Annotated in this window: 32 protein-coding genes, 2 tRNA genes and 1 pseudogene; 13 read left to right on the top strand and 22 right to left on the bottom strand. The window is 62.2% G+C overall.

The features are described 5' to 3' along the window. The first annotated feature begins 126 nt into the window (after positions 1–126). From LZ538_RS07890 to LZ538_RS07880, 3 genes are read left to right on the top strand one after another with little or no spacing between them, the layout of a single operon-like run. Positions 127–387: a DUF2171 domain-containing protein gene (locus LZ538_RS07890; protein WP_249831439.1), complete on the top strand. Its 261-nt coding sequence runs from the start codon at positions 127–129 to the stop codon at positions 385–387. Between the two features lies 1 nt (position 388). Next, positions 389–712, top strand: a complete 324-nt coding sequence (locus LZ538_RS07885; RefSeq protein WP_249831438.1) for a hypothetical protein — start codon at positions 389–391, stop codon at positions 710–712. Positions 713–756: 44 nt separating this feature from the next. Next, complete coding sequence (locus tag LZ538_RS07880) at positions 757–1,191, top strand: hypothetical protein (protein WP_249831437.1); 435 nt, start codon at positions 757–759, stop codon at positions 1,189–1,191. On the opposite strand, the gene LZ538_RS07875 is transcribed toward LZ538_RS07880, so the two are convergent. After that, positions 1,175–1,615: a DUF4112 domain-containing protein gene (locus LZ538_RS07875; RefSeq protein ID WP_249831436.1), complete on the bottom strand. Its 441-nt coding sequence runs from the start codon at positions 1,613–1,615 to the stop codon at positions 1,175–1,177. The genes LZ538_RS07880 and LZ538_RS07875 overlap by 17 nt on opposite strands. Position 1,616: 1 nt before the next feature. After that, positions 1,617–3,095 carry an ABC transporter substrate-binding protein gene (locus tag LZ538_RS07870; RefSeq protein WP_249831435.1) on the bottom strand — a complete coding sequence of 493 codons (1,479 nt, stop codon included), beginning with the start codon at positions 3,093–3,095 and terminating at the stop codon, positions 1,617–1,619. 103 nt (positions 3,096–3,198) lie between these two features. On the opposite strand from LZ538_RS07870, the gene LZ538_RS07865 reads away from it, so the two are divergent. From LZ538_RS07865 to LZ538_RS07855, 3 genes are all read left to right on the top strand, one after another. Then, positions 3,199–5,169, top strand: coding sequence for a transglycosylase domain-containing protein (locus LZ538_RS07865; RefSeq protein WP_249831434.1), 1,971 nt, complete (start codon positions 3,199–3,201; stop codon positions 5,167–5,169). 148 nt (positions 5,170–5,317) lie between these two features. Next, a complete protein-coding gene (locus LZ538_RS07860) occupies positions 5,318–5,476 on the top strand; it encodes a Flp family type IVb pilin (RefSeq protein ID WP_249831433.1) in 159 nt (52 codons plus the stop codon). A 284-nt stretch (positions 5,477–5,760) separates the two neighbouring features. Then, a complete protein-coding gene (locus tag LZ538_RS07855; protein WP_249831432.1) occupies positions 5,761–6,009 on the top strand; it encodes a hypothetical protein in 249 nt (82 codons plus the stop codon). 37 nt (positions 6,010–6,046) lie between these two features. On the opposite strand, the gene LZ538_RS07850 is transcribed toward LZ538_RS07855, so the two are convergent. From LZ538_RS07850 to LZ538_RS07830, 5 genes are all read right to left on the bottom strand, one after another. Next, positions 6,047–6,889: a hypothetical protein gene (locus tag LZ538_RS07850; protein ID WP_249831431.1), complete on the bottom strand. Its 843-nt coding sequence runs from the start codon at positions 6,887–6,889 to the stop codon at positions 6,047–6,049. A 4-nt stretch (positions 6,890–6,893) separates the two neighbouring features. After that, positions 6,894–7,604 carry a C39 family peptidase gene (locus LZ538_RS07845; RefSeq protein WP_249831430.1) on the bottom strand — a complete coding sequence of 237 codons (711 nt, stop codon included), beginning with the start codon at positions 7,602–7,604 and terminating at the stop codon, positions 6,894–6,896. 74 nt (positions 7,605–7,678) lie between these two features. Then, positions 7,679–8,737 (bottom strand): hypothetical protein, encoded by a 1,059-nt coding sequence (locus tag LZ538_RS07840; protein WP_249831429.1) that lies wholly within the window; start codon positions 8,735–8,737, stop codon positions 7,679–7,681. A gap of 37 nt (positions 8,738–8,774) precedes the next feature. Then, positions 8,775–9,362 (bottom strand): hypothetical protein, encoded by a 588-nt coding sequence (locus tag LZ538_RS07835; protein ID WP_249831428.1) that lies wholly within the window; start codon positions 9,360–9,362, stop codon positions 8,775–8,777. Further along, positions 9,359–9,727, bottom strand: coding sequence for a hypothetical protein (locus tag LZ538_RS07830; RefSeq protein WP_249831427.1), 369 nt, complete (start codon positions 9,725–9,727; stop codon positions 9,359–9,361). The genes LZ538_RS07835 and LZ538_RS07830 overlap by 4 nt, the downstream gene beginning before the upstream one ends. 368 nt (positions 9,728–10,095) lie before the next feature. On the opposite strand from LZ538_RS07830, the gene LZ538_RS07825 reads away from it, so the two are divergent. Both LZ538_RS07825 and LZ538_RS07820 read left to right on the top strand, forming a co-directional pair. After that, positions 10,096–10,395: a helix-turn-helix domain-containing protein gene (locus LZ538_RS07825; protein WP_249831426.1), complete on the top strand. Its 300-nt coding sequence runs from the start codon at positions 10,096–10,098 to the stop codon at positions 10,393–10,395. Between the two features lie 145 nt (positions 10,396–10,540). Continuing rightward, a complete protein-coding gene (locus LZ538_RS07820) occupies positions 10,541–11,743 on the top strand; it encodes a transporter family protein (RefSeq protein ID WP_249831425.1) in 1,203 nt (400 codons plus the stop codon). A gap of 167 nt (positions 11,744–11,910) precedes the next feature. Here the strand turns inward: LZ538_RS07820 and LZ538_RS07815 are convergent, their stop codons facing one another. Further along, positions 11,911–12,909, bottom strand: a complete 999-nt coding sequence (locus LZ538_RS07815) for a hypothetical protein (RefSeq protein ID WP_249831424.1) — start codon at positions 12,907–12,909, stop codon at positions 11,911–11,913. 123 nt (positions 12,910–13,032) lie between these two features. Continuing rightward, positions 13,033–13,098, bottom strand: a pseudogene (locus tag LZ538_RS13420) (SEC-C metal-binding domain-containing protein); the annotation flags it as partial. Between the two features lie 123 nt (positions 13,099–13,221). Here LZ538_RS13420 and LZ538_RS07810 point away from each other — a divergent pair. From LZ538_RS07810 to LZ538_RS07800, 3 genes are all read left to right on the top strand, one after another. Beyond that, positions 13,222–13,437: a hypothetical protein gene (locus LZ538_RS07810; protein ID WP_249831423.1), complete on the top strand. Its 216-nt coding sequence runs from the start codon at positions 13,222–13,224 to the stop codon at positions 13,435–13,437. Between the two features lie 38 nt (positions 13,438–13,475). Next, positions 13,476–13,934, top strand: coding sequence for a hypothetical protein (locus tag LZ538_RS07805; RefSeq protein ID WP_249831422.1), 459 nt, complete (start codon positions 13,476–13,478; stop codon positions 13,932–13,934). 200 nt (positions 13,935–14,134) lie between these two features. Beyond that, positions 14,135–14,803: a recombinase family protein gene (locus LZ538_RS07800; protein WP_249831421.1), complete on the top strand. Its 669-nt coding sequence runs from the start codon at positions 14,135–14,137 to the stop codon at positions 14,801–14,803. A gap of 340 nt (positions 14,804–15,143) precedes the next feature. Here LZ538_RS07800 and LZ538_RS13260 read toward each other — a convergent pair whose 3' ends face one another. From LZ538_RS13260 to LZ538_RS07765, 8 genes are all read right to left on the bottom strand, one after another. Further along, complete coding sequence (locus tag LZ538_RS13260; protein ID WP_283937662.1) at positions 15,144–15,365, bottom strand: GDCCVxC domain-containing (seleno)protein; 222 nt, start codon at positions 15,363–15,365, stop codon at positions 15,144–15,146. A 330-nt stretch (positions 15,366–15,695) separates the two neighbouring features. After that, positions 15,696–16,385 (bottom strand): aquaporin, encoded by a 690-nt coding sequence (locus tag LZ538_RS07795; protein WP_283937661.1) that lies wholly within the window; start codon positions 16,383–16,385, stop codon positions 15,696–15,698. After that, positions 16,375–16,884 (bottom strand): arsenate reductase ArsC, encoded by a 510-nt coding sequence (locus LZ538_RS07790; RefSeq protein ID WP_249831420.1) that lies wholly within the window; start codon positions 16,882–16,884, stop codon positions 16,375–16,377. The genes LZ538_RS07795 and LZ538_RS07790 overlap by 11 nt, the downstream gene beginning before the upstream one ends. Beyond that, entirely contained in the window at positions 16,881–17,330 is a 450-nt protein-coding gene (locus tag LZ538_RS07785) for an ArsI/CadI family heavy metal resistance metalloenzyme (RefSeq protein WP_249831419.1), read from the bottom strand. Before LZ538_RS07785 ends, LZ538_RS07790 begins: the two co-directional genes overlap by 4 nt. Then, positions 17,327–17,665, bottom strand: a complete 339-nt coding sequence (locus tag LZ538_RS07780; protein WP_249831418.1) for an ArsR/SmtB family transcription factor — start codon at positions 17,663–17,665, stop codon at positions 17,327–17,329. The genes LZ538_RS07785 and LZ538_RS07780 overlap by 4 nt, the downstream gene beginning before the upstream one ends. Positions 17,666–18,320: 655 nt before the next feature. Further along, the gene (locus LZ538_RS07775; protein WP_249831417.1) at positions 18,321–19,865 is read right to left on the bottom strand and encodes a site-specific integrase; all 1,545 of its coding nucleotides are present in this window, start codon (positions 19,863–19,865) and stop codon (positions 18,321–18,323) included. A 95-nt stretch (positions 19,866–19,960) separates the two neighbouring features. Then, a tRNA-Ala gene (locus LZ538_RS07770) sits at positions 19,961–20,036 on the bottom strand. A 68-nt stretch (positions 20,037–20,104) separates the two neighbouring features. Then, complete coding sequence (locus LZ538_RS07765; RefSeq protein WP_249831416.1) at positions 20,105–20,425, bottom strand: TIGR02300 family protein; 321 nt, start codon at positions 20,423–20,425, stop codon at positions 20,105–20,107. Positions 20,426–20,572: 147 nt separating this feature from the next. Here LZ538_RS07765 and cmk point away from each other — a divergent pair, with 147 nt between their 5' ends. Next, positions 20,573–21,199 carry a (d)CMP kinase gene (gene cmk / locus LZ538_RS07760; protein WP_249831598.1) on the top strand — a complete coding sequence of 209 codons (627 nt, stop codon included), beginning with the start codon at positions 20,573–20,575 and terminating at the stop codon, positions 21,197–21,199. Here cmk and LZ538_RS07755 read toward each other — a convergent pair. Next, on the bottom strand, positions 21,196–22,503 hold the full coding sequence (locus tag LZ538_RS07755) for a L,D-transpeptidase family protein (protein WP_249831415.1): 1,308 nt from the start codon (positions 22,501–22,503) through the stop codon (positions 21,196–21,198). The genes cmk and LZ538_RS07755 overlap by 4 nt on opposite strands. A 101-nt stretch (positions 22,504–22,604) precedes the next feature. Beyond that, a complete protein-coding gene (locus tag LZ538_RS07750) occupies positions 22,605–23,171 on the bottom strand; it encodes a CAP domain-containing protein (RefSeq protein ID WP_249831414.1) in 567 nt (188 codons plus the stop codon). Between the two features lie 149 nt (positions 23,172–23,320). Here LZ538_RS07750 and LZ538_RS07745 point away from each other — a divergent pair, with 149 nt between their 5' ends. Then, entirely contained in the window at positions 23,321–24,919 is a 1,599-nt protein-coding gene (locus LZ538_RS07745; RefSeq protein ID WP_249831413.1) for a putative bifunctional diguanylate cyclase/phosphodiesterase, read from the top strand. A 205-nt stretch (positions 24,920–25,124) separates the two neighbouring features. On the opposite strand, the gene LZ538_RS07740 is transcribed toward LZ538_RS07745, so the two are convergent. The 3 genes from LZ538_RS07740 to LZ538_RS07730 form a co-directional block, all read right to left on the bottom strand. After that, positions 25,125–25,211: transfer RNA gene (locus LZ538_RS07740), tRNA-Leu, on the bottom strand. A gap of 54 nt (positions 25,212–25,265) precedes the next feature. After that, positions 25,266–25,502, bottom strand: a complete 237-nt coding sequence (locus tag LZ538_RS07735) for a helix-turn-helix domain-containing protein (protein WP_249831412.1) — start codon at positions 25,500–25,502, stop codon at positions 25,266–25,268. Next, on the bottom strand, positions 25,502–26,011 hold the full coding sequence (locus LZ538_RS07730; RefSeq protein ID WP_249831411.1) for a hypothetical protein: 510 nt from the start codon (positions 26,009–26,011) through the stop codon (positions 25,502–25,504). Before LZ538_RS07730 ends, LZ538_RS07735 begins: the two co-directional genes overlap by 1 nt. Positions 26,012–26,042: the final 31 nt, after the last annotated feature.

Genomic DNA, 26,042 nt, shown 5'->3' with positions numbered 1-26,042 from the left:
CTAACAACCCGACATGCGGCGGCCCATCGTGACATGGACGTCGAGCGGCCGTAGATTGGCGATGTGGCGTGCATCCCGCGCCGCGAGCGAAGCGTTAGGGGAGGCGAGCAAAGGAGGCTTGGACCTATGAGCGGCTTCGAAGACATTCGCGAACATATGGAAGTGATCGGCGCGGACGGCGTGCACATCGGTACGGTCGATCGAGTCGAGGACAACCGCATCAAGCTTATTCGCGCGGACAGCGGCGTCGCGCACACCGAGCATCACCACTTCATTCCCCGCGGATTGGTCGCGGAGGTCGAGGGCGACAAGGTTCGCCTGACCGCCAAGGGCGACGTGGTCGCAGACCTCTTCGAGGAAGAAGAGAGCGGAGGTCCGATCGGTTGATTTGAGCGACGACGATCTCTCCGAACCGAAGGTCCTGGGCAGTTGGACGCGTGCGGAGGATTACGTGCGCTCACTTGCCCTGCGACGGACGGCGCGACGCGCTCGCGAGCCCAGGGGCAGGACCCAGCCTGAGACTCCGCGTTTCTCACTAAGCACCTTGCCCTTCCTGCTGTTGATCGGTGCCGTGACCTTGCTTGCGGCAGCAATCATCATCGCCGCCTGGCCGGGAAACCGCCCGGCGCCGCGTGCGCCGCAAGTCGAGCAACGGGAAGTCGGCACCGCTCCGAGCGGCTGGTTCGAGGAAGCGAAGCGCGAGTTCCACTGAGGCTGATCCCGCATTACAGATCCCTCAGCGGGAGGGGATGATTCATGCGGAAGTTTGTCGTGGCCGCCGCCAGTGGCTTCTTGGTCAGCTGCGGTTCGGGCGAGGGCGCCGTCGAGAACCAGGCTGAGGCAAGCGCGAACGCCGCCGCTTCTCAGCCGAAGCGGCCAGCTTTTTGCTTCTTCAAGGACGAAGAGACGAAGGGCTGGACCGCGAGCGCGGGTGCCGACGGGGATGTCGTGGTGAAGGGCAAGGCCTATCGATCAGACCCCCGCTACATGGCGCAGCTTGGCGAGCCGGCCGTGACCGGCACGACGGCCGAGATCACGCCGACGATCGTCCTGAACAATACCGGCTTCGCGGCACCCGAGAATTGGTGGGACGTCAGTGCGACTATCCCGAACAGTTCGGCAGTGACTTCGGTTAGCGTGCGCTGCGGGAAGAAGGTCCTCGCGGAGCTTCCGGTCAAGCGGAAGGCGTAACTTCGCGCGCAGGCCTGGCCTCGCCTTCGATCATTGCGCCGGCGGCGTGATGCTTGTCGAGGTGGCGCTTGATGATCCTCAAGTTGCGCGTGTTGGAACGGAAGAGGAAGTCGGGAACCGCTCCGACCCAGGGGATCATGCCCAGCAGCCAGTCGAACCCGATATTGCCGCCCATCTTGGCGAGCTGCCATTTCGACATGCCGAGATTGCGGGCTTCCCAGGCCAGATAGGCGCCAATCACGGCGCCCGCGGTGCTTCCGAGGAACGGCACCAGATCGAGGATCACGTCCAACCCGACCGTACGGTTGGTGCCCGGGATCACGAACAGGCGTTCGAGTATCCGCTCCATGCCCTCGACCCGCTGGCGCACCGATGCGGGATCGCTTGCCAGGCTCGGAAAGGCGCTGCGCGGTTCCGGGTCCATTCTATCCTCCAGGACTGGTCTTCTGCTCCAGGCCTGTCAGCGTGTGGCGCGCGTAGCGGTTCCCGGCAAAGCCCTCGATCCGGGATCCGACCAGCGACCAGCGTACCGGCGCGGCAAGCGGGATGAAGGCCAAAGCATCATCGAGCCGCGCCGCCGCCTGCACCAGCAACGCAGCGCGCTGCGCCGGAACGGGCGCCGCCCGCGCCGACGCCATCAGCTCATCAGCTTCAGGATCACAGATGGGCGCGATTTCACAGCGAAAACGCCGAACGTACCATGCGGGTGAGCTCGAGGGCGCAACGTCGTCGACGAGGACGAGATCGGCTTGCCCGGGGCTATTCGCCCTTTGGATCGTGAAGCCGAGCGCGCCCCAATCGAGCATGAGCCGGAGCAGGAGCACGTCGGCCCCGGGGCCCTGGGGCAACCCGATGCGCAGCACCGGTTTTTCTTCCGCTCCAAAGAGGCGGCGCGCCTCCGCCGCAAGGCTTGCGCTTCGCTCGGACAGAGCCGTCGTGGCCCAGACCGGTTGAGCGATCGCCGGCACGCCTTCCAGTCCAGGCTCCATGATCGTCGCGCGCGGAGTAAGGCCCGGCACGTTCAAGGTCCGCACGAGGAGGTCGCGATCGATTGCCTGGCTGAGGAGTCGCCTGACGTCCGGCTCGGCCAGCGGCCCATCCTTGCGCGTGGGAACCAAACCGAACAGGCCCGACGCCGGATCGAAGCGAAGGCTGCCGCGAGGGAGCTTCACGCGCCGCGCGATCGGCAGGTCCGCGAAAGTCCCCCCGAGAACCAGGTCGGTCTGACCCGCTGCAAAAGCCTGGACCGCCGCCCCGGCCGTTGCCCCGCCCACAAGCACATCTTCTTCCGTCTTCGATTCATCCTCAGGCGAGACGATCTCTCGTTTCAGCAGGAGGAGGCCTCGCTGGGCCGTCGGCGATTCAGAGAACGGACCGGTTCCGTGGCCTTCGCGAAGGACCGCCATTTCCGGCTGGGCAAGCAGCGGCAGGAGGTTCGGCCGCGGCGCGACGAGGCGGATTTCAATGACGCGGTCCGTCATCGCGACCACGTCCTCGACCGCTCCGAGCGCATCGCGCATGGGATTGCGGCTGCGGCCCGTGAGTTGCCGCTTCAGCAGGCGCGCGACCTGCTTCGCGGTGATCTTGCCTCCATTGGGCCAGTCGCCGGGCGCGAGCCGGAAGATGTAGCTGAGCCCGTCGTTGCTGACGTTCCAGCGTTCTGCCAGCCCGCCGACGATATTGCCTGCCGCGTCGAACCGGACGAGGCCCTGAGCGACATTGGACAGGAGCAGGGCGTCGCCAGCGGGCAGGGGCCCTGCCGCCGGGTCGCGCAGCTTCGGTGGGCCGCCGATGACGGTTACCTTGACGCTGCCCTGGGGCTGCTCGCGGCATCCGCTCACCGCGGACGGTACGGCGATGACCAGCGCCAGCGTCACAAATCGGCGGAAATGCTTGACCCGCATTCCGTCCGTTTAGCCGCAAGCAGTCGTTCAGCAAGCGTCTGGCTAAATCTTGGGAACTGTCTTACTAGGGTAAGTCAGCAGTGAATTCCCCAGGGTAGAGGGCGTGGCGGAACGGGACTCGATTTGGAGCCGCGGCGGAGTGCCGATCGAAGAGCTGCCCGACCCGCTGGCGCCGCATCTGGATCCGCAGCCCAGCGCGCCTCCGCCGGAGAAGGGCCGACGCAGGCGATGGCCGATCGTGCTCTACTCCATCGCTGGAGTGCTGGCGCTGCTCCTGGCGTGGCTGATCGTGACTGCGCCTTTGTCGCGCGCGCTCGATCCCCTCGACGACCCCGCCTTGCTGCTCCTGTCCTCGGAAGGCCAGCCGATCGCGCGCCGGGGCGCGATCAAGGAAGCGCCGGTCGACGTCGCCAGGCTCAATCGGCTAACGCCCGCGGCGTTCGTGGCGATCGAGGACAGGCGCTTCTACCGGCACTGGGGGATCGACCCGCGCGGTATTGGACGCGCCTTCGTCGCCAATTTTCGCGCCGGCGGAGTTCGTCAGGGCGGGAGCACGCTGACTCAGCAGCTGGCGAAGACCAGCTTCCTGTCGAGCAACCGAAGCATCAAACGCAAGGCGCAGGAAGTCATCATCGCCTTCTGGCTGGAAGCGTGGCTGACGAAGGACGAAATCCTCTCGCGCTATCTTTCGAGCGTCTATTTCGGGGACGGCGTCTATGGACTGCGCGCTGCCGCCCATCATTATTTCAATCGGGATCCCGAGGATCTGAACCTGGCGCAATCCGCGATGCTCGCCGGAATCGTCCAGGCGCCTTCGCGGCTTGCGCCGACGCGAAACCTCGCCGGTGCACAGAAGCGCAGCCGCCTGGTGCTGAAGGCCATGGCGGACACGGGCGCGATCAGCGCCTCCCGAGCTCGCGCCACGGCGCCAGCCCGTGCTCGGACCGTGGTGTCGAAGGTACCCACTGGAACTTATTTCGCCGATTGGGTGGCGCCCGCGGCAAACGACGCGTTCGAAGCCGACTTCGGCGAGGTCAAAGTCCGTACCACTTTGGACCGCGACCTCCAGCGTTTGGCCATCAGGGCCGTGAATCGAGCGGGGATCGGTGATGCGCAGGCGGCATTGGTGGCTATGCGCCCCGACGGACGCGTCGTCGCGATGGTCGGCGGCAAGAGCTACAAGGACTCGCCGTTCAATCGGGCCACCCAGGCACGGCGGCAACCAGGCTCCGCATTCAAATTGTTCGTATACCTCGCCGCTCTTCGTGCGGGATGGACGCCGGATAGCATGATCGATGACGAGCCGATCACGATCGGCGGCTGGTCGCCCGTCAACAATGACGGAATCTACCGCGGGCGCATCACGGTGCGGGAGGCGTTCGCCCGATCGAGCAATGCGGCGACAGTGCGGCTCTCGGAGGCAGTCGGGCGCGGCAACGTCGTGCGTGCCGCTCGCGATCTCGGCATCTCAACCCCTTTGCCGAATACGCCAAGCCTGGCGCTTGGGACGGCGGGGGTCAGCTTGCTCGAGCTCACATCCGCTTACGCCGCGATCGCAGGAGGCCGCTATCCGGTGCGCGCCCGGGGGCTTCCCGAAGACAGCGGGCAGCCCGGCCTGTCGATGCTGTTCGGCAATGGCGGGCGCCTCGATCGCCGCCGCGATTGGGCGCCGATGCTCGACCTACTGTACGCTGCGGCCAATGAAGGCACCGGCCGCCGCGCGGCGCTTGCAATTCCCACCTACGGCAAGACGGGAACAACCCAGGAGAGCAGGGACGCCTTGTTCGTAGGCTTTGCCGGCAATCTCGTCGTCGGCGTCTGGGTGGGACGCGATGACGACAAGTCGCTCGGCAAGGTTAGCGGCGGCACCGTGCCGGCGCGGATCTGGCGCAGCTTCATGACCTCCGCCATGGCCGTCGACGGCTCGCGCGGGCCGGACCTCCCGGCTGACTTCCGAAAGGATCGTAACGAGGAGAAGGAGCTGCAGAGCCCGCTTCCGCCGGACTGGAGCGATGGCACGAAGCGCATACGCGAATGGGTCCGGAGCCTTCAGCACCTTGTCGAGCAGCGCTGAGACGCCGCTCTAATCCTTAATTACTGGCAACCTGCAGCTTTAAAACTTTCTCAACCAGTCGGAGCGTAAGCCCTCGATCAACCTACGCGGGGTTTAGTTTGCGCAGGTCGGGATGCTCTTCCCTCGGGGAGCCTTAAGGAGACCAGTAATGGCCAAGTTTCTTAAGCTGCTGAAGAACTCGAAGGGCGCGACTGCCATCGAATATGGTCTGATCGCTGCGCTGATCGCGGTTGCCGCGATTGCTGCGATGCAGAACATTGGCACGAAGCTCGGTACGACGTTCAATAACGTTTCGAACTCGCTCTAAGCTTAGTTCGTCACGCAAAAGGGGCGGCGGCGCGAAAGCGTCGCCGCCTTCTTTGTGCCCGCTGTGGCTGCAAGCCCACAGGGCCACGGCGAATGCACGAACCTCGTCTCAATGCGCTTGCGGACGGTTGCCCCTAGATGCGACACCCCCGTGAAATGAGGCGCGTTCTAGTCGCATTTGCCGTGCTCTTCTGGGCGTCGTCAGCCGAGGCGCGCCCTAGCGCCCCGCTATATGATTCCAATTACCTGAACATCGGTCTGGGTTGTCAGTGGCAGCAGAAATGCATGGCGCAGCAGCAGAAGGCGATGAACAAAGCGCTCAAATACGTCCGCAAGCACGATCTGCCGGCCTGGCGGATCCACATGTGCAACCGCAATGCCGCCAGGACCCGCTATCGCGTGGATTGGGTCGGGTTCGAAAACTGCATCAGGAACACCGCGCTGCGCGATCCGCCGCCGCGCGCAGTCAGAAAAGCGCCGGCCAAGCCCGCACATGGCGAGATCGCGTCCCGCTCGCGAGGCGAACGCGGCTAATCAAGGCCGAGCAAGGAGTCCGCTGTCGGAACAAGCTTTAGAAGCCTCCCGTCTTCATCGCTTCGAGCGCGCCTGACACGTTCAGCTGGCGAGCCCCGGCAAGGCTATCGACCCCGATCGTAAGGCTCATGCCATTGCGAACGAGGTTGCCGTCGCCGTCGATCACGAGCTGCTGCGCCATGCTGCCAAGGTTTCCGTTCATGCTCTGGCGGACGGCGCCATTCTGATCGGTGATGGTCAGGCCAAGTTCGTTCGCTGAGAAGACGAAGCGAACCGTTTCGCCGCCACCCAGATCGTGGAACTCCTGCCCCGGCCCGGTGATCTCCTTCATGCCGCTGATGTCGGCCTGCACCGACCCCGCAGGCACGATTTGAATGCGCATGTCGTTGCGCGCCACATTATCGGAACCGGCGATCTGCTGGCCCTGAGTCGCGCCGTTGACACTGTCGAGTGACCCTACGGGAATGGCCGAACCGCCGTCAGGCAGCGCCACATACCCGCCAGCGGCCTCTGTCCCGAAGCCTTTGACGTCCATCGTCGTGTCGGCGCAGGTCGAGCAATCTCGCGACCAGCTCACAAGTAGATGCGGGGTCGCGCCATCCAGCGTTCCCGCGCCCTTTGCGAAGTCGACGTTGAATAGCAGGACGGCCGAAGTCGTGACTCCGTCGCCACCCTGCCAGCTGGAGGCCATCTGCACTCCGAAATAACTGATGCTGTTGGGCGCGATGAACTTGCCGCGCATCTGCGCCAGTTCGCTGTCCGCCACAGGCTTACCCACGTCCTCGAGCCCCGACAGGGTGACCGCCGCTGTTGCTGGTGAAGCGGTCGCGAGGCAGACGACGATTGCCGCGATAACAGCGAAGGGAGTGAGCGCCCTCATAGCCCTAGAACCTGAAGCTGTTCACGGTCGATAACCCGAAATCGGTAAGATCTGCGGCCCAGGTTGGAGAGCGCTCCTCGAAAAGCCTTCGTGCGCTGAGCGGCGGGGGTGGGTTCGCAAGTGCGCTCGACGGGTCGTAACCTTCGCCGACGACAACGAACACGACCTTGTTCCAGGCCGTCTCGAAGCTCTTTCGGCTCATCACACGATTGCCGAGCGCCGGATCGCCGAGCTGGACGTAATCGTCGCCGGCTTTGCGGATGACCGCGAAATGGTTGTAGCCGCGGATATTCAAGAGGACGACGCCAGGAACCTTCAGTTGGCGTAGCGCGTCGAAGTCGACCTGGAAGCCTTCGCCGGCCATTCCGACTTCGGCGACATAACGCTTCATGTCGAGGAGCGAGAAACCCTTCTCCTTTACCACCTCCGGGTCGGAAATTTTGAGCATGTTGACGAGGACTTGCGCCTCCGTCGTGTGCTTGCCGTATCCGGCATTGAAGATGGTCGCGAGCGCTGCGGCGCCGCAGCTGAAGTCCGTCCGCTGACGGACCAACCCGTCGAACTGCATGTCCTTCCAGCTGCGAACCGGCTTGGAGACGATCAGGTGGCTGCCGGACGAGGTGGGGCCGAACCAGATGGGCGCCTTCCCGCTCGGCTGAGCGCCAGCCGCGGCGGTCGTCATCAAGAATGCGATTGCGGGCAAGGCACGGTGCATTGCGGTTCCACGGTCTCGTTGGCGAAAGGGGTGGGAGGGGTGCACGGGGGGCACCCCTCCCGACAGCAAGCGGATCAGCTGGGGTCGGATCCGCCGCCGGTTCCGCCGCCGCTGCCGCCGCCGAAGTCGCCGGAGACCGCAGCCGTCAGAGAATTCTGCTGCTGGTTCCCAACGCCCGCTGCGACGTTGACGCCAATATTGCCGGCGCCCGTGATTGCGCCGCTGGTCGCGTTGTTGATCTCGTCCTGGATCTCGGCATAGTTGCAGGACGAAGTCTGCCACAGAGCGGCGTTCGACTGTGCCAGAACGGCATTCGATGCGACCGCCAGGGTCATCAGGTTCTGCTGCTGATTGAATGCGCCAGCCGCGACGTTCACGCCGATGTTGCCATCGCCCGCGACCTCGCCGGTCGTGGCCGTGTTGCGGTCACGGAAGTTGTTTCCGCCGCCGCCGGCTTCTTCGTCGTCCTCAGGAAGAGTGTCTTCGTTGAGCCCGCCATAGCTAGTGCCCGTCAACGACTGGTAACCCGTCGTGTACGCAGACGCCCATCCGCCATCGCCATCGCCATCGGGCAGCAGCGACGGATCGTCACCGTCATCGCTCGCGTCCGCTGCGGAAGCGCTGACTGCGATATTGGCGCTATTCTGCTGCTGGTTGTATTGACCCGCAGCAACGTTCACGCCGACGTTGCCGTCTGCATCTATGTCGCCGGTCGTCGCGTTGTTGATGATCGGTGCGAAGAACCCGGCGCGGATCTGGCCCTGGAAGACGCCGTCAGTCAGGTTGTCGTTGGGGTCCTGACCGGCTTCGCTCCAGCCGGGGCCGAAGATCGGGTCGACATAGCCGTTTTCGCCGTTCAGCTCATTCTCTTCGCGGAACGCCACGTCGCTGTCGCTCATGATCTGCTTGGCATCCGTGACTGCAACGGCTGCGCTGTCAGGGTTCACGACACCGTAGACGAGCACGCCGCCGAAAATGCCGGTGGCGTCGAGACGATAGAAATGATCGTAGATCGACGTATCGACATTGTTCGAGAAGGTGATCTCGCCACGGCCGGTCTCGCTTGCACTGGCAGCGGTCGGCGCGATGGCCAGCGCTGTAGCGACGCCGGCCAGCAATAAGCATTTCCTCATTGTCATTCTCCTTTCACTTCCCACGTCTTCTGCTCATTCAAGGTTGCGCCCCGTCCACGGTGGACAGGGCGAAGGTGTTGGCGGAGGAATTCCTGTCGCCCCCGATCAGGCTGACCTGAACAAGCCCGGAGCTGTTGGCGAACGCGCCCTCGCCGATGGCGGTGGATCGTTCGGCAACAGCTCCCGGTTTTTCAGAGCCTCCTGCCGGTCCATTGGGAGCGCGCGTTTGGCTGAGCGCTGCGTCAGCCAGGGCGACGCCCTTCATTCCGAATGCGATTGCGGCGATGTTCGCCTGCTGGTTTCCCGAGCCCGCTACGCCGTTCACGGCGATCCAGCCGGAGGAGCCCGCGAAGCTGTTTGGGCCAATCCCTGCGTTCAGCGAGCCGGCCGAATCCGGCGTTGGGCTCGTGGATTGCCGCACCGAGGGCACCGCCACTGCAATGTCGCCGAGGGCTATTCCTCCGACATTTGCCTGCTGGTTGAAGTTGCCGGCAGCGACGTTCACTCCTGCAACGCCCGACACTGAGCCAGACTCGACCTGGGCGCTCGCGCCCGTGTCGCTCGCATGCGCCGGGTTAGCGCAAAGCGCAGCCGCTGCCGCAAAGAGGAGCGCCCGCACCCTCATCCGCCGCTTCCTGGCAGGGCGCTCATTGCACCGCGAAGGGCGCCCAGGCCGGTTCCAACAGCGCCGCTTATCGCCCCGCCAAGTGAGCCACCCGTCGCTCGTTCGGTCGCGCTTCCGCCCAGGCCGGGTTGCGGGCGCATCGTTTCGTCGATTGCGGAGCGCACCATCTGGCCTGCCTCGTGAGCGGGCAGCTGGCCGGTGATCGAAGCGGCTTCGCCGTCGCTGAGCACTCGCGTAATTCCCGCCGTGCTGGAAAACACGCTCTGGGGAGGCGCCGTTGGTGCGGTGACCGCCGCGCCGGCGCCGGGGATTATCGCGTTGCGCGGCGGCACCATCCTCAAGATCAGAAGGTTGCCGGGGACCACGGGCTGAGCCCCTGGCTGGGTTGAGCCGGGGAGTTCCGCACTAGCTCTCGCCGCGAGTCCCGAAAGCGCGACTCCGACCGCTAAAGACCTGAAAAAGAAGCTATCCGCCAGCACGCCAAGAACTCCGAATGCGTGCTGACAGTATTCAATGCCTAAAAGACGCCCGCCATCCGAACGATTTCGTGCCCCTTCGTGCAGGCAAGGTTTCTTGCGGCCTTCGCTAAGTAAAATTACCCAATAAAGGCGCGGACCCTAACCAGGGTAAATAAATACTTAACAACTATAGCCTTTTCTGCCATACCCTAACTTTCGATAACCGGGGGGCTCTGGCGTTCAGTGGCGCTCCCCCGGGGGCAATGGAGCGATCGATGATTCATTACGGGGAAATCGACGACACTCCGCATCTAAGTAGTAGAGAGCGGGAGATTTTGGAGCGAGTTGCTTGCGGCCAGTCAGCGAAGGAAGTCGCAGTTGCGCTCGGAATTGGCCATCGCACAGTTGAGCGTCATATCGAGAATGCGCGTTACAAGATGCGAGCCAGAAACAAGACTCACATGATCACCAAAGCCGTGATGTGTGGTGAGCTTGTCTTCAACTCCGAAGTCGAAGTGAAGGTGGAGGCGAATGACGAAGGCCCTCCCTTCATCGCTGGCGGAGATTCGATCTAATATCAGTCGGCGCTTGTAGGCGGGGGCAATTATGCGCGCACTTCAACGACGGGGCCTGATTGTAGGCATAGCTGCGACTACCTTCCTCTCCTCCCACGCCCAAGCCCAGTCTGTTGACCCAAGTATCCAGACCCTAAAGACGGAATTGAACGCGCTTCAGGTTGAGCAGGAGCAATCCAAAAAACGGATCCAGACGCTTGAGGCGCGAATCCAGGCGCTTGAGGCGCAGGGAATTACTTCCGGTGGACCATTGCCGGACTCTGAAACGGCGGCCATGCGCGGCCGCGGAGTGGGGCAGGCGCCGCCGGGCGCTGAGCCAGCCGTCGGAACCGAGCAGGCCAGCGTCGAGAACGAGGAAGCCGATCGCAAGACGCCGGCTCCGACCGAGGTCGTCGAAGCGGTCACGCAGGCAGAGCAGGGTCACTTCGGAGAGCACATCAACATCGAGCCGGGGATTACCTATTCGCACTTCAGCAACGCGGCCCTGAACCTCAGCGGCTTTCTGGCGCTCGATGCCATCTTCCTGGGCCTGATCAGCATCGACGAAGTCCAGGCCGACGTTCTCACCTACGATCTTACGGCCCGGATGGGGCTAACCCCGCGAATCCAGGCGGACGTGAACATTCCCTACATCTTTCGGCGGTCCAACTTCCGTTCGGGCGGCGCGGGCGGCAACGCATCGGGTCTCGCCGAGCGCACGATTACCGAGCACGGCTTGAGCGATGTCAGCCTCGGACTGAGTTATCACCTTTTCCGTGAGACGGCTTCGCGGCCGGATCTGGTCATCAATGGGCGAGTGAAGGCGCCCACCGGCGAGAGTCCTTTCGGCGCCGAGCTGGTCGTTGTTCCCGGCACCCAGGGCAATCTCAAGGTGCCGTCGAAGCTCTCGACAGGATCGGGCGTTTGGGGAGCGTCAATAGGCGCGTCGCTGCTCAAGACCATCGACCCGATGGTCGTTTTCGGGAGCCTCACCTATTTCCGAAACTTCAAGCGCAGCTTCGGCGATCTGGACGAGGCTCCGGGCGATCAGAGCGGCCGCGCGGATCTCGGAGACGCCATCCAATATGGGATCGGCGTGGCATATGCCCTCAACGACCGATCTTCGCTAAGCATGTCGCTGACCCAGCGCTTCGTGAAGCACGCCAGGCTACTGCTGAATCCTCCTGAGGGTCAGGAGAGTGCGGGTTGGCAATCTGTAGTGGGAAGCCAGGCGAATATCGGCGTGCTCAACGTCGGGGCGACCTTCTCGCTCAATCCGAAGCTGACGTTGCTGTTCAACCTGGGAGCAGGCCTCACGGACGACGCATCGGACATGGTCGTAAGCGTTCGCTTACCGTACCAATTCTAAAAGGGTCAGAAGGCGAAACCGCTGTGCAGGCATCCTGCGTTCATGAAGGGGAATGGTGGAGCCGAGGGGGATCGAACACCTGACCTCTAACCGTTGGAAAACAAAGTACTTTTCTAGAGCGACTGTTACTGGTGGAACACCTATATGTAACAGGTCAGCTCCATCGATCAATCGGACGTATCCAAGTCAAACTCATGGGGGATGGCCCCGTGCTGCAACAATGAGTGAAAGAGACCAACTATGTCCGGATGGCGGGCTTGAAACACAGCCTGACCCTTTGGAGTGGCATAGGCCTCAATCTTAAAGTCAGGCTCGTTAAGTGCGGAAAGAACATAGGCCGCGCCCTTAGCTCGCGCCTCATCAGCCAAGTAGTGGAATGGCGTGTTTGTGAAGAAGAGGTATGCAGGGGGCCAAGGGCTTGATGGAACCTGCCGCTCCTCCATCTCCCTTACAATCACTGCAACCTCATCCAGCCAGCTTACCCCGAGTACTCCACCGTCGCGAGCGGGGACGTTTACGTCGACAAAGATGATGCGCTTGCCGGTAGCCCGTTTCTTCAGCGCCTTTTGTAGGAGGCGTCGAACGTCCGCACGCACTAGAGCCAGATCGACGGGTTCCCCTGGCCTTCCAAGCACGCCCGGTCGATGCCTGCTCTTCGCCTCAACGGAGTACAAATCCGCTCCCGTGGCCCGGCAAATAGTGAACTCGCAGTGGCTCGTAGTACGGTCTGTTTCATCCTCAAGCGTAATTTGAAACCCAGCCCGTACGCAGCTCGCGGCCACTGAGACCTCGTATAGTGCGCCTTGGAAGTTATCGCGCTGCTTCAACCTGGCAATAAGGCGCTCTTGAAGCAGGTCCGCATACTGCAATGTATAGAGGTCGTAAGCGAGCTGTAGGTAGTGGGCGACAACCCCCTCTGGGTGGGCGCTGTAGATGCCACCCGGTCCCGGCTTCTTGCGACCCTGAAAGTCGCATAGCTTGCCGTACCACTGAATGATCGGATGTCGCTCCTTGTAGGGTTTGGCCAGTTCGGCATTGCCCCAATCTGGCGACATGACATGCTTGATGTACTCAAAGAGATAGTCGTGGAATGTCCGCCAGCGCGTGGAGCTGTACATTCGGTCACCCAGAAGAACGACGCGGTGGCCTTTGATGACGGCAGTCATGGGAGGTCTTACGGCCCCGTATTTCGATGACCACCGCTCTTCGGCACGTCGCTTGGCCCCAAACGCCTTGAGCGCGCCTGCCAGTTGCGGCCGAGTGAGGTCACGACCCTCGATCAGTGTCTGGCCACAGCAATGCTTGTGCTTGCGTCCAGACCCGCAAGGACATGGCTCGTTCCTCCCGATCTTCACGCCCTAAGTCTAACGAGACTAGCGTTGTCGTACAGCCATCGCAGATGCTTCGCCTACTTGCGCTCTAATGAGCTTGCAGGCAGGCTTTTACCGCTCGGTTATTTTAGCGCGTGGGAGATACGGATGCCGATTATTCCAACATGGGAGATGCGGGACGCGAGTGATGCAGACGCACGGTTCATTGGACTGGCAGCAGCCATCCGCACCTATGGTGAGCATGGCGTCTTTGATGGTGACGTAATGAGGAAGTACGTGGGGCAACTGGCTCAAGACGACACGTCGTTGATTGCCCGCGCAATGTCCGTTGCTCAATGGGTAGCGGGCCGGGAGAAGTTCTAAATCTTACCCAGTCGGCACCTCGCTTGAGGGAGGCGTGTATGAAGTATGGTCTCGCAGCAGCAGTCGCTTTCCTGTCGAGCGTGGCCTCTGCACAAACGACCACCACTAATTGTACGACCTATTATTGGGGCAGCACGCAGTGCGTCTCCCAAACGCCGCAACAATCCTCCGGCGTAAACTGGGGACTGATTAACAACCAGCAGACCCCGAACGCAGGCCAGAGCTTCATGGACGCCTATCAACGGGGGTTGCGTGATCGAGCTGCGCGCGAAGCTGCCCAACAGCAAGCTCAAGCGGCCGCTGCGGAAACTGCGGCAGCTGAAGCCCAGGCGCGGGCAGTCGATGCTGCTCGACAAGCCGATGAACTGCACAAGGCCCAGTCCCTCGAAGCAGCTAAGTTAGTGACCGCTGGTGACTGCGCAGGCGCCCAACAGTACGCGTTGTCGGTCGGCAACTTTGTTCTCGCGCAACAGGTGAAGGATTACTGCGCCAAATAGCCCGGTGGGGCGCGTCTGCACTCAACGACCTGCACCTGATGCGCTTACGCGGGAGGCCAACTCCTACCGATAAGAGTGTTTATCCCCCATGGGGGCTTGGCTTCAACCCTCCGTCTCGCGAGTGTCCAGAATAGCCTAACGTCCGTTTGACAGTTATGGACAACTCCTGTAGCTGCGCTCCGACAGCGACGGGAGACTGTATGCGTACAATCAACTACTACCGTGTCTCGACGGCCAAGCAGGGCCGCAGCGGCTTAGGGCTGGAAGCCCAGCGAGCAGCCATCTTGGACTTCTGCGCTAGTCGTGGATGCGAGCCGCTAGGCGAGTACACAGAGCAGGAGAGCGGAAAGCGAGATGATCGGCCGGAGTTGGCTAAGGCGCTCCATCATGCGAAGGTCACCGGGTCCACACTGGTTATCGCCAAGCTGGACAGGCTTAGCCGTAACCTCGCCTTCCTTGCTGCACTACAGGATGCCGGGACCAAGTTCGTCGCAGCCGACATGCCGGAAGCCAACGAGCTGACCATTCACATCATGGCAGCCATGGCCCAGGCTGAGCGCAAGGCCATCAGCAAGCGAACTAAGGAAGCCCTAGCAGCAGCAAGGGCAAGGGGGACCAAGCTCGGCAATCCGATGGGGGTCAAGGCTTTCGGTGGCTATAAGGGCAATCGGGCTGCGGTCGCCGCGATTAAGGCGAAGTCGATTGCCTTTGCAATGGATGTGCTGCCCATCATCCAAGCCATCAAGGCGGACGGTCACAGCAGCCTAAGAGCTATCGCCAAGGAGCTGAACGGGCGGGGGATAGTGACAGCGCGAGGGGGGAAATGGGGTCCGCAGAGCGTCAGCGATTTGCTCCGGGCGGCAACCTGACGGTCAGCAGCTCGTCAGAGCCGATTACAGCCTCGCCACGACCATTATCGGACGTTCGCGCCACCCGGATAGCCGCGCCGCTCTCCGGCACCCCACGGCCGGAAAAATCGCCTCTCGTCGTCTGCCGACTTTGGGACTAGAACGGACGTCTGGAACTTCGGAGATACGCTATGAAACTAACGCCACTTCTAGCGGCTGTTGCGCTCGGTTTTGCTGGCGTGGCTCAAGCTGCTGACATGGATTGCTGCAAGGATGGAAAGTGCGCTTGCTGCCAGCATAAGACTGACACCCAGCCTAAGCCGGAGCAGCCTAAGAGCTAACCGCTAGCCCCTGGTGGGCGTCAACAGCAACTTCCTGCGTCCTTGCCAGCTCGGCCATCTTGAATAGGAGGGCAAGGAACGTCCGCATAAGAGCAGAAGACGCAGCAATCTCCGGGTAGAGCGCGTAGCACTGCGCCACAGTGCTTGCAGTCATAGAAGAACTGGCAGGCATCCGTGGGCATAGTCTCGGTCGTCACCCCGCCACACTGTGGACAGGTGATGGTGCTGCGCAACTCAGGCATAGACCTTCGAAAGAACTAGGAGGATGAGGCCAATCGCAGCGACGCCAGTAACGGTCCAGCGAAACAATGGCCTCGAGCCGATCGAACCCGCAGCGCAGGTACTGGAAGCCCTCCAAACGATAGCCACGCTCCCAATGAGCGCAAAGAGCGATACAGCGGTTAAGGCAGAGGCGTGAGGCTGCGATACTGATACGATGGGCGCTAGCCATGCAGACCCTAACCCAAGCGCAGCAAGAAATAATGGGAGGGCGCAGCAGGCCGCCAGACAGAAGGCGGAAGCAACACCGCCCGTAGCGAGCGCGACTGCACCAGTGGATTTCGCTCCATCATTCATAGGTTGCGACTAGCCCGCTCAGGTGGGAACAACAATCCACCCATGACGGCCCCGGCCGCAGCTCCCACCAGCTGCGAGATGATGAAGGCTGGAGCATCATGGGGGTCAATGCCGGAGAAGCTATCGGTAAGGCTTCGTGCCACGGTGATCGCAGGATTTGCGAAACTGGTTGAGGATGTGAACCAGTAAGCTGCCGTGATGTATAAGGCCACGCTAGCTGGCACCCAGCTTGGACGATGCCGCACCGTCCCTATGATAGTGAGGATTAGGCCGAATGTAGCCATGGCCTCGCCCGTCCATTGCCCGAGGCCCGTCCTCGCTCTCACTGAGAGTTGAAACAGGGGCAGGTCGAACATGAGGTGAGCGACCCAAGCCCCGAGGATGCCAAACACAAGCTGGGTAAGGATATACGCGCCGGCATCTGGCCATGGCAGCTCGCGCCTTGATGCGGATACCAAAGACACCGCGGGGTTCATGTGAGCGCCCGAGATTGGCCCTAGCATGGTGATAAGTACGAATAGCATGGCTCCAGTGGCCAGCGTGTTGCCGAGCAGTGCAATCGCACCGTTAGACTGGGCCAGGTGTTCGGCCATGATGCCAGAGCCGATCACGGTGGCGAAGAGGAAGAAAGATCCTGTCCCCTCTGCGGCCAAGCGTCGTCCAATCGAGGGTCGGTCACGCTGCATTAGGAGCGCGGTCGTCGGACCTTCCAATCTCGCGGAGGCGGGTCTGCAAGCTCAGCTCGTCAATGCTCTCCAATGGCAGAGCCAGGAACAAGCCAATGCGCCGCTGGAGCGCGTAGAAGGCATTGCGGAAAGCCTGAGGTTGTCGCTCATCCTCGACAGCGGCTGGGTCCTCAATGCCCCAATGCGCGGTCATCGGCTGCCCCGGCCAAACTGGGCAAACCTCTCCGGCTGCGTTGTCGCAAACGGTGAAGACGAAATCGAGCAGCGGCGCTCCGTCTGCTGCAAACTCGTCCCAACTCTTGGACCGATAGCCATCGGTTGTAAAACCCAGCTCGTTGAGCAGCCTCATAGCCTCCGGATGCACTTCGCCCTTGGGGAAGCTACCTGCGGAGAAAGCACGGAAGCGACCTCCACCGTCCTTGTTGAGAATAGCCTCGGCCATGATCGATCGGGCTGAGTTCCCCGTGCAGAGGAACAGCACATTGTAGGGGCGGGTCATGCCGCTGCCGCCTTTGGCAAGCAGCACTTGTCGCCAACGCTGTCAGAAAGGGTGCCAAGCGCAGGGCTGTCGCCGTAGGTAGTCGCCTCGCCATTCGTGAAGAACGCTTCCCACACGACACCATCAGGGTCGGCAATCCAGCTCTTCTCGGACTTGGCATAGCAGCAGGTCGTCTGGCCTTCCTCAAGCACCGGGCGGTCTGCGGCCTTCAGACGACCGTACACCTCGGACAGCTCTTCAGTGCTTTCCACCTGGATACCAAGATGCTCGATACCTTTGCGAGCGTGGTTGCCTTCCGAAATAGCGAAGTTCACCCGTGGGTCGTCCAACATCCACTTGGCGTAATCGTCCTTCAGGACCGTCGGCTGTGCGCCGAACAGCGTCGAGTAGAACTGGATGGAGTTGGCGAGGTCGTTGACCCCGACATGGACGTGCAGGCGCTTCATGCAGACTTCCTTTCTTGGGCAGGTTCGCAAGCCGCATCGGTGCCGCAGTCGGCCCCCGCGCAGCAGTTTTCCATGAGGTAGCCAACTAGGTCGTTCATGACTGCGTAGTTGGCGGTGTAGATTAATGACCGTCCCTCTCGGCGCTGTTCTATCAAGCCCGCCCGAAAGAGGTGCGCTAGGTGGAAGGACAGCGACGAGTTCGGGACTGACAGGGCCTCAGCGAGAGAACCTGCCGAGACGCCAGCCTCGCCAGCCTGAACAAGCAAGCGGAACAACGCCAAGCGATGCTCATGGGCAAGTGAGCCGAGTGCTTCGACGGCAGTCTGCGGCTTCATCAGCGCGGCCCTGCCCAATGGATGGCACTGGCACAGCACGGTGGTGGTGGCGGGGTGATGATGATGTCCCACAGGGCTGACATGAACTTGAGCATGAGGCGCATGATATGACCTTTCGAGAAAACTCGAAATGACACCCCCCGCATCACCTGTCAATGACATTTCGAGAATACTCGAAGGGAAAGCCTGCCATCCTGCGAGCTGAGGACAGCTTAGCGACGCGACTTCGCTTTGAGCGACATTTACGTTTGAGAACAGAGACTTACATGAAGTCCTACGGAAATCTCGCCATAATCCAGTAAACCACTGATAAACCTATACATTTAAATCGGTACCGTCTCGAGCAGGAAACCATTTTCTCTGCTCAGTCGGGGACGACTTAAATCATCATGACGCTTGGGAGAGGCCGCTTTGCGGTTGGCGTCACCGGGCTGCCTTCAAGACCGCTCAGCGACCCGACGGTTCATGGCGCACCGGCACATCCACCCTGTATCTATTTCACGGCCCTAGGCTGGAATGGCTTACCTGCCATCGGATACAGGGGGGAGAGCCGGACTGCTTCACCCCGCTAGGCCCGCTCTGGTTCATATATGGATAGTAAGAATAGCAGCTCTCCCTTTGAGAGAGACATCTGTCTCATCTCTGGGACAAATCACTAGGCAGCCACTTGGACTGATGGTGGGCTGGGCAACCTTAGGCCCGGTACCTTGTAGAGACGCATGGCTTCCACCAGCCAATAGAGGTTGTACCCAGCACCATAGTCGTCATGGACGTCCTTGCTGCTGTGGCCGACTAGCTGCCGTTGGATGCCCTCGGGAATGTCAGGGCGGCGCACGTAGTCAGTGAACGTGTGGCGGAAGGAGTGGAACACCATGCGCTTGTCGGAGACTAGGCAAACCTTCCGCAGATAGGTGCTGAACCATTGCCCCCACTTATGAGTGAAGTTCCCGAACGGACCGCGTGTGAGTTGATGGAACAGCCTCTCCTGGTTCTGATCTTTCATGGCTTGGGCAAAGGCAATAAAGCCAAGCCGCTCAAGCTCTGGGTGGATGGGGACAAGGCGTTCACTAGCCGCGTTCTTCAGCTTAGGGCCGTCGTCCCCCTCAACCTCAATCAGATGAAGAAACCAACTAGACTGCTCCCGGTCATCGGGGTCGGGGTAGGTTAGGCGGACCACATCGACGGGACGGAGTTGGCCAAGCTCCTCCATTCGAGCGCCCGTGAAAAGTGCAAGTAGCGGTATCCAGTAGGCTGCTTCTCCACGACCCTGCGCAGGGCGCTCCCCATTAGCGAAAACGGGACTACCGAAGATCGCATTGAGCGCCTGAAGGTCGAACGGCTTGCGCTTGTTCTTCGCAGCCTGAGGGTCCTTAATGGTGACGCGATGGGCTACATTCGTCTCGGCGTGGCCATTGTCGGTTGCCCATTGGAGCAACGTGCGTAAGCGGCTTAGCTTCATCTTGATGTTGCCGGGGTTCTGCCCCTCCTCAAGGAGCTTGTTCTTGAAGGCGAAGGCATCCTGCCGAGTGATCTGGCTGACCGGCTTTCGGCCCACTCGCTCATAGAACCAGTCTGCGACCGATCGATGCATCTGAATGGTCTTTCTGGTCGGCTTCCGCTCAGCAGCCCAACCGTCGATAATCCCGTCGTCTAGCCACACGGGCGCGCCAGAAGGTTCCGCAGGCGTCGAGTTTGGCGATGACGCAGCGACGGCCTGCATGGCCGCTAGGCGTGCTTCGGCGGCGGCTGCGCGTTCCTCCTGCTCCCGAATAAGGTCCTTCATGGCTGCATACCGTTGTGGCATCCGCGCCGTGGAATACTTCAGTCGTTCTCGCCACTCGTCTCGGTAGTGCCGACGATCTGCGCGCCGCCTCTCCCGTTCGGCATCCTGCCTCGCTGCGAACTCCGCTTGCTCCTGTGCGAACTCACCGAGCCATCCACCATCAACCGGCGCAGCAGGGGCCGCTTCCGTTGGTGCATCGGCTGCAAGGTTGGCCCGCGCCTCGTCAAAGAGGCGATCAGTCATCCGAACGTAATCAGGGAGGAGCCGCTTCGCATCGGCGCGGTCCTTTGTCCCGAGCGAAATCTTGAACTCAGTTCGCGGTTTGCCAGTCTTGGTGAGTAGATAGGGGCGCAGTTCAGAAGGAACGACGCGCCGGAAATAATAGGTCGAGCCGACTTGATCGAGGTACGTACACATGGGGTCCTACATCCCTGTTACAGATGTAACACCCGCTTGGGATAAGTGTCTGATTTCCGGGTTTTTCCTAGGCCCTGCTAGGGCTTAGGGAAGGTTGGTGGAGCCGAGGGGGATCGAACCCCTGACCTTCGCAATGCCATTGCGACGCTCTCCCAGCTGAGCTACGGCCCCACGTCCTTTCGCCCTTAGGCGAAGTTTCCCCCGCTGGAAAAGGGGGAAATCGCGGCAATCACGCGACTTTAGACTTCGTCGTCTTCGCCCGCGGTTTCAACCCCGAGGTCCTCGTCTCCGGTATTGAGATCGACTTCCTCGTCGGCGCTGACCTCCTCGTCCTCGTCGATCGCCAGATCGTCCGCGGCGAGCTCGTCGTCCTGCTGGGTTTCCTTGGCCTGCGGCGCCGCCGCTTCGAAGGCCAGCGGCTGCTTCGACTTCAGCACCGGCTCGGGAATGAAGTCCGTGCCGCACGTGATGCAATGCACGGGGTCCTCGTTGCCGAGGTCGTAAAATCGGGTCGAGCACTTGGGGCAAGTGCGCTTGGTGCCCCATTCGGGCTTCACCATTTTCGGTCAACTCCAGTTGCAATTGGCGAGCGGCTCACGATGGCGCCCGGCATTCGGCGGCGCGCCTTGCCATAGGGATTCGGCCCTGTCAAAGCGCCCGCCTTGGAACAGCAGCAATCATCCGCCGACGCTGCCGCACGAGGACCGATCGTGATCGCCGTGGATGGGCCGGCGGCGAGCGGCAAGGGAACCATCGCACGCGCGCTCGCTCGGCACTTCGGCCTCCCTCACATGGACACTGGCCTCCTTTACCGCGCGGTCGCGCTCAACCTGTGGCGATGGGGCGGCGACCCCGCCAGCGAGTTCGAGGCGCTGCGCGCCACGCATGAGCTCAACCTCGATCCGAGCGATCAGGAACTGCGAAGCGAGCCCGTCTCGAAGATCGCGTCGGCGGTTTCGGCCTACCCTTCGGTGCGCGCGGCGCTGTTGGAGCGGCAGCAGGATTTCGCGGGCCAGCCGGGCGGAGCCGTCCTCGATGGCCGCGACATCGGTACGGTGATCGCGCCGGATGCGGAGGTAAAGCTGTTCGTCACCGCCTCTGCCGAGGTGCGCGCCGTGCGACGGCAGAAGGAGCTCGACGGGCGCGGAATGCACGTTCGCTTCGAAGACGTGCTCGCGGATATCCATGCACGCGACGAGCGGGATTCGAGCCGTGACGCCGCGCCTCTCCGCGAGGCAGCCGACGCGTTGCACCTCGATACGAGCGAGCTCGATGTCGACGAGGCCATCTCGGCCGCGATCCGGCTGGTCGAGGAAAAGCTGGCTAAAGCCTAATTGGCGGTCGTCGTCGGCGAGACTGCCGCGGTCTGCGGCAGGCCCGCATCGAGACCGTAGACGTCTTCGCCGAACGCAAGCTGGCCGTCCGACACTGTCGCCGTCAGCGACGTGACGTAGACGGGCACGCCCTTGTCCAGCTGCACATGCTGTTCGGGCTCGCTGCTCGGTGGGACTGGCTCTCTCCCGAGGAGCCAGCGCGCGAGGACGTCGGCATGCTCCAGCCGGATGCAGCCCATGCTCAGCGTCCTTTTGTCCTTCGCGAACAATTGCTTCTTCGGTGTGTCGTGGAGGAAAATGTCGAACGGATTGGCAAAGCCGAACTTCATCGCGCCCATCATGTTCGCGTCGCCCGGAAGCTGGCGCAGGTAGACGGGCGCCTCTCCGGCCACCACGGCCTTCCAGTCGACGCTGTCGGCATCGATCCGCTCGCCCTTCGAGCCCAGCGCGGACCAGGTCTCGTACCGCGCGGCTTTGAGGTAGGAGACGCCGCGCTTCAGCACGACCGGCGCAACCCTGCCGCGAGCAACGTCGTCAGGGATGTTCCAATAGGGATTGAAGGTGACATAATGGATCGTGCTCGCCAGCAGGTGCGACGGCGAGCTGGTCTTACCGACGATCACCTTCATCGAATCCACCGGCTTCCCGTTCTCCAGCATGAAGAGATGCGCACTGGCCACATCGACCAGGATCGCGCGGCCCGTCGCCGGGATGAGACGAAGCCGATCGAGCGTCGCGCGTACTCGCGGATCGGCTGCCGCTCCTTGCGCGATCGAAGCCTCTCGGAGCTGCGAGTAGAAAGGATTGACCGCGGCGATCTCGTCGACGTGCGCCGACAGCGACCCCGCCCGCCGCGCGTCCGCCAAAATCTCATTGGCAGAAGGGACTTGCGGCCGGAGCGCAGTGTCGCCGTAGCTGACGCCCTCGACGGGGCGGCGCAGCGTCCGCACATAGCTTACCCAGGCATTCGAGATGACCCGGTCGTCTTCCGGCTGTCCGCGTGCGATCGCAGCCTCTACGGCGGCGGCGAGTTGAGCCCCGTTATCGAGCCCGTCAATCGGCGCCCTGCGGAGGATGTCGGGTAGCTTCCACGCCGCCGTCTTCGTGTCCGCATCGCGGAGCCAGACGAGAGCGCCCGGACGGCTTGCGTAGAAATCGTCGACCGCGCTGGCGCTGCTCGATGCCGGCGCGCCGAACTGGCTGGAGATTGCGGATGTGTCAGGCGAGTCTGCTTGGGCGGCGGCGGGCGCAACTAGCACCGCCGCGCAGATGCCGCCCGATAGCCAAAGTCGCCGATGCCCCATGGATCAACCTTGTTGAATCCCGCGAGATTTCGTGGCGGCGAATAGCGCAGCGCGTTCGCGAGCGGGAGACGGGAGATTCCCTGACGAGACGGCAGGGCAAATCATGGCCTGGCCAGCGCAGCCGTCGTGAACACCGGCTTGCCGTCGATATTGCCTGGCGGCGAATAGCGGCAGATCAGATAATCCCAGTCGGCCGAATAAAGGGCGCACCCGACATGGGTCGTCGTCGGCCAAACCATCTGGGTGTAATGCGCGACGTCGGCCCAATTGCCGGTGCGGCTGACCGTCGGGAATAGCCCCGGCTGGAGGAGTTTTTTCTCGCGGCTCCACATGTCGACCATCTGCTCGGGGCTGAGCGTCCCGTGGAACGCCATTGCGAGGTTCTCGCGCTGCCCGGGACGGGTTTCGCGGGGCGAGTGGACCAGACGCCGCAAGCTCGCAAGGGTGGGGCCATAGGTCGCTGCGGACGCCGCGAGGGCCGGGTCCCACTGCAGCGGAGCGTGACCCACCGCGATCCGCTCCCGATTCTGGGCCGCAAGCAGTCGCTGCGCCAATTCTCCGGTCGCGCCGGGCAGGGCCATCGGCATCATGACCACCGGTGTCTGGGCGGCGGCCACGGCCGATCCGCCGAGCACGAGCAGACTGGCTGCGAGAATCCTCCTGATCATTCACGGGAGGATCGCTTCTTATTGCTAAATTGTGGTCAGCAGAGGTGGTTAAGGCCTGTTTGCAAGCTTCCTGAGCGGGGCCTGCAGTAGGACAATCTTCATCTATGTTAGATACCCAGGGTCCCTCAACTCTAGTTGCGGGTGGGACGTTGAAGGGACCGACGAACAAGGCAGTTCGCATCGCGAGCAGCCATATCATTACGACTTGCGCGACAATCGCCGCGCTGTTGATGTTCGTTGTCCTCGGAAGCCAGGTGCTTTCTCCGGCCTTCGCTCATGCCCATCTTCCCGAGAACGCCGACACGCTGAAGGTCGCGTTCCTGCTCAACATCGCGATCGTGCTGTTCGGATGGCGGCGGTCCAAGGATTTGGGTGAGGCGCTCGCCGCCTACGAAGAGGCAGAGAAGCTGGCGCGGCGCAATGCCAACACCGACCCCACCACCGGACTGTCGAACCGGCGCGAGCTGATGCGCAGTCTCGAAGACACGATCGAGGCGAAGAAGAGCGGCGTTGTCCTCCTCCTCGACCTCGACCACTTCAAGCGCGTCAACGATCTGCACGGCCATCTCGCTGGGGACCACCTGCTGCGGTTCGTCGGTGAGGTGCTCGTCAAGTCGGCGCCCGCCGGATCCTGCTGCGCGCGCATCGGGGGCGACGAGTTTGCGGTCATGCTCGAGGGCATTGGAAGCGCAGAAGCCGAGCGCGTCGCCAATGCCATCCTGCGCGGCTTTGCAAAGCCGGTACCGGTCGACAAGTCCGAAGTCCGCGTGTCGGTCTCGATCGGCCTTGCCGCGATGGCCGGAGCGATGCGCGAGGAAGACGTACTTCGGCAGAGCGATGTCGCTCTCTATGCCGCCAAGCGCGCGGGCCGCGATTGCTTCGCCTGGTTCGACCGTGAGCTGGAGCGCGAGCTCAGCGAGCGGCTCAAGCTCGAAGAAGACATTCGCTTCGGTATCCAGAACAAGGAGTTCGTCCCCTTCTTCCAGCCACTCATCGATCTGGAAACCCGCGAGCTGGTCGGGTTCGAAACGCTCGCGCGCTGGCGATCCCCGACCCGTGGTTTCGTCGAGGCCGAGGCCTTCATCGAGACGGCGGAGTCCACCGGGCTGATCGGTCCCCTGACCATGATGATCATGGAGCAGGCGCTGACCGAGGCCCGCTCCTGGCCTCAGCATCTCAAGCTTGCGGTGAACGTCTCGCCCGTTCAATTCCGGGACAAGACGCTTGCGGAGCAGATCACCAAGGTTCTGACGCGCACAGGCTTCGCCGCCCACCGGCTTGAGATCGAGGTGACCGAGGGCTCGTTGCTCGAAGACCGCGACCAGGTCCGCACCATCATGCAGAGCCTCAAGAACCTCGGGATCAGCATTTCGCTCGATGATTTCGGGACCGGCTATGCCTCTTTCGCGCAGGTGAACACGCTGCCGATCGACCGCATCAAGATCGACAAGAGCTTCATCAGCACGATTGTTAAGAGCGAGCAGACTGCGGCAATCGTCAACAGCATCGCGAGCCTGGGCCATACGCTGAAGGTTCCGATCACCGCGGAAGGCGTCGAATCCGAGCAGATCCGCAACGAGCTGAAGAAGTTCGGCTGCTCCGAAGCCCAAGGCTGGTTGTTCGGCCGAGCCGTCTCGGCCGACACCGTTCGCACTTTCCTTGGCATGCGCGAGCCAGACGATGCGGCCGACCCGCTGCCCGATCCGGAAGACGCCGTGCGCTTCACGCCGAGGCTGCGCCGCCGCTGACTACTAGGGCTTCCGCCGGACCGCCCACACGAAGGCGGAAAGGCTGCTGATCAGCGCGGCAAGGGCAATCAAGAGAGCTGGATCGAGAACAAGCATGACGTGCGACTCCGGTCCACCATGTTCCCTATTTGTTCCCTCAGTTCAATAGGAAAATGCCTATTGCCGGCTCCCGATCGCGCTGGACCCTGAACTCGACGATTGGGGATGGTGCCCAGGAGAGGACTCGAACCTCCACGCCCTTGCGAGCGCCAGCACCTGAAGCTGGTGCGTCTACCAATTCCGCCACCTGGGCACAGTGTCAGCTTGTAGGCAGGCGGCGGCGCTTAGAAGGTGCGGCGGCGGCCTGTCAATCCGCTTGTGGCGCGAGCGATTTGGCCCTGTCTCCATCATAATCCAGGATGTCGCCGGGCTTGCAGTCGAGGTAGTCGCAGATCGCCTCCAGCGTGGCGAAGCGGATGCCCTTCACCTTGCCTGACTTGAGCAGGGAAAGGTTGGCCTCGGTGATGTCGATTGCCGCAGCAAGGTCCTTGGATCGCACTTTCCGAAGCGCGAGCATCACATCGAGACGGACGATGATCGGCATCAGACGAATTCCCGCATCTCTTCGTCCAGCGCGCGGGCGCGCTCGAGAAGCCGCGCGAGCAGGAAAAGCACCAATGTGACGCCGACGGTGAGCACCTCTCGAAAGTCGATGCGGACCGCCAGCCGCAACTCGCCGGTCGCCGGCTGGCCCAGGAGCTCGGCGACGATCGGGGCGGTCAATGAGAAAAGGGCCATCAGCAGCAGCCAGAATGCGAAGCTTCGGAACTTCCCGATAACCGTGGAGGAGAACATCTCGCCCGAAGCGATCCGGCCCAGCATTTGGGTAAGCTGAAACAGCGCGATCATCAGCAGCAGGATGCGCACGTCGCCGATCGGCCGCGCCCAGGCGGGCGGTCCATGCTCCTGCGCTTCGACGCGGACGGGTCCGAGTTGCCCGCCCAATCTCGCGGAGAGATAGAAAAGCAGCATCAGCGCCATCGCGGCAAAGACGGCCCAGCGCAGGCGGGCAGCCGAACGGAAAAGCGGGGCGCTTGTTGTATCGCTTGACACAATTATCGTCCTACAATAATCAATTGTCATC

The sequence above is a fragment of the Sphingomonas hankyongi genome (assembly GCF_023516575.1).
GTDB classification, from domain to species: Bacteria; Pseudomonadota; Alphaproteobacteria; order Sphingomonadales; family Sphingomonadaceae; genus Sphingomicrobium; species Sphingomicrobium hankyongi.
Note: the sequence above shows the minus strand (reverse complement) of the source record. Positions and strands in the feature narration are given on the sequence as shown.

What these genes read in the sequence shown, in the direction of transcription:
- LZ538_RS07890 (WP_249831439.1), top strand. Translation starts at nt 127, where the DNA reads ATGAGCGGCTTCGAAGACATTCGCGAACATATGGAAGTGATCGGCGCG.
- LZ538_RS07880 (WP_249831437.1), top strand. Translation starts at nt 757, where the DNA reads ATGCGGAAGTTTGTCGTGGCCGCCGCCAGTGGCTTCTTGGTCAGCTGC.
- LZ538_RS07875 (WP_249831436.1), bottom strand. Translation starts at nt 1,615, where the DNA reads ATGGACCCGGAACCGCGCAGCGCCTTTCCGAGCCTGGCAAGCGATCCC.
- LZ538_RS07870 (WP_249831435.1), bottom strand. Translation starts at nt 3,095, where the DNA reads ATGCGGGTCAAGCATTTCCGCCGATTTGTGACGCTGGCGCTGGTCATC.
- LZ538_RS07860 (WP_249831433.1), top strand. Translation starts at nt 5,318, where the DNA reads ATGGCCAAGTTTCTTAAGCTGCTGAAGAACTCGAAGGGCGCGACTGCC.
- LZ538_RS07855 (WP_249831432.1), top strand. Translation starts at nt 5,761, where the DNA reads ATGGCGCAGCAGCAGAAGGCGATGAACAAAGCGCTCAAATACGTCCGC.
- LZ538_RS07850 (WP_249831431.1), bottom strand. Translation starts at nt 6,889, where the DNA reads ATGAGGGCGCTCACTCCCTTCGCTGTTATCGCGGCAATCGTCGTCTGC.
- LZ538_RS07845 (WP_249831430.1), bottom strand. Translation starts at nt 7,604, where the DNA reads ATGCACCGTGCCTTGCCCGCAATCGCATTCTTGATGACGACCGCCGCG.
- LZ538_RS07840 (WP_249831429.1), bottom strand. Translation starts at nt 8,737, where the DNA reads ATGAGGAAATGCTTATTGCTGGCCGGCGTCGCTACAGCGCTGGCCATC.
- LZ538_RS07835 (WP_249831428.1), bottom strand. Translation starts at nt 9,362, where the DNA reads ATGAGGGTGCGGGCGCTCCTCTTTGCGGCAGCGGCTGCGCTTTGCGCT.
- LZ538_RS07825 (WP_249831426.1), top strand. Translation starts at nt 10,096, where the DNA reads ATGATTCATTACGGGGAAATCGACGACACTCCGCATCTAAGTAGTAGA.
- LZ538_RS07815 (WP_249831424.1), bottom strand. Translation starts at nt 12,909, where the DNA reads ATGACTGCCGTCATCAAAGGCCACCGCGTCGTTCTTCTGGGTGACCGA.
- LZ538_RS07810 (WP_249831423.1), top strand. Translation starts at nt 13,222, where the DNA reads ATGCCGATTATTCCAACATGGGAGATGCGGGACGCGAGTGATGCAGAC.
- LZ538_RS07805 (WP_249831422.1), top strand. Translation starts at nt 13,476, where the DNA reads ATGAAGTATGGTCTCGCAGCAGCAGTCGCTTTCCTGTCGAGCGTGGCC.
- LZ538_RS07800 (WP_249831421.1), top strand. Translation starts at nt 14,135, where the DNA reads ATGCGTACAATCAACTACTACCGTGTCTCGACGGCCAAGCAGGGCCGC.
- LZ538_RS13260 (WP_283937662.1), bottom strand. Translation starts at nt 15,365, where the DNA reads ATGCCTGAGTTGCGCAGCACCATCACCTGTCCACAGTGTGGCGGGGTG.
- LZ538_RS07795 (WP_283937661.1), bottom strand. Translation starts at nt 16,385, where the DNA reads ATGCAGCGTGACCGACCCTCGATTGGACGACGCTTGGCCGCAGAGGGG.
- LZ538_RS07790 (WP_249831420.1), bottom strand. Translation starts at nt 16,884, where the DNA reads ATGACCCGCCCCTACAATGTGCTGTTCCTCTGCACGGGGAACTCAGCC.
- LZ538_RS07785 (WP_249831419.1), bottom strand. Translation starts at nt 17,330, where the DNA reads ATGAAGCGCCTGCACGTCCATGTCGGGGTCAACGACCTCGCCAACTCC.
- LZ538_RS07780 (WP_249831418.1), bottom strand. Translation starts at nt 17,665, where the DNA reads ATGAAGCCGCAGACTGCCGTCGAAGCACTCGGCTCACTTGCCCATGAG.
- LZ538_RS07775 (WP_249831417.1), bottom strand. Translation starts at nt 19,865, where the DNA reads ATGTGTACGTACCTCGATCAAGTCGGCTCGACCTATTATTTCCGGCGC.
- LZ538_RS07765 (WP_249831416.1), bottom strand. Translation starts at nt 20,425, where the DNA reads ATGGTGAAGCCCGAATGGGGCACCAAGCGCACTTGCCCCAAGTGCTCG.
- LZ538_RS07755 (WP_249831415.1), bottom strand. Translation starts at nt 22,503, where the DNA reads ATGGGGCATCGGCGACTTTGGCTATCGGGCGGCATCTGCGCGGCGGTG.
- LZ538_RS07750 (WP_249831414.1), bottom strand. Translation starts at nt 23,171, where the DNA reads ATGATCAGGAGGATTCTCGCAGCCAGTCTGCTCGTGCTCGGCGGATCG.
- LZ538_RS07735 (WP_249831412.1), bottom strand. Translation starts at nt 25,502, where the DNA reads ATGCCGATCATCGTCCGTCTCGATGTGATGCTCGCGCTTCGGAAAGTG.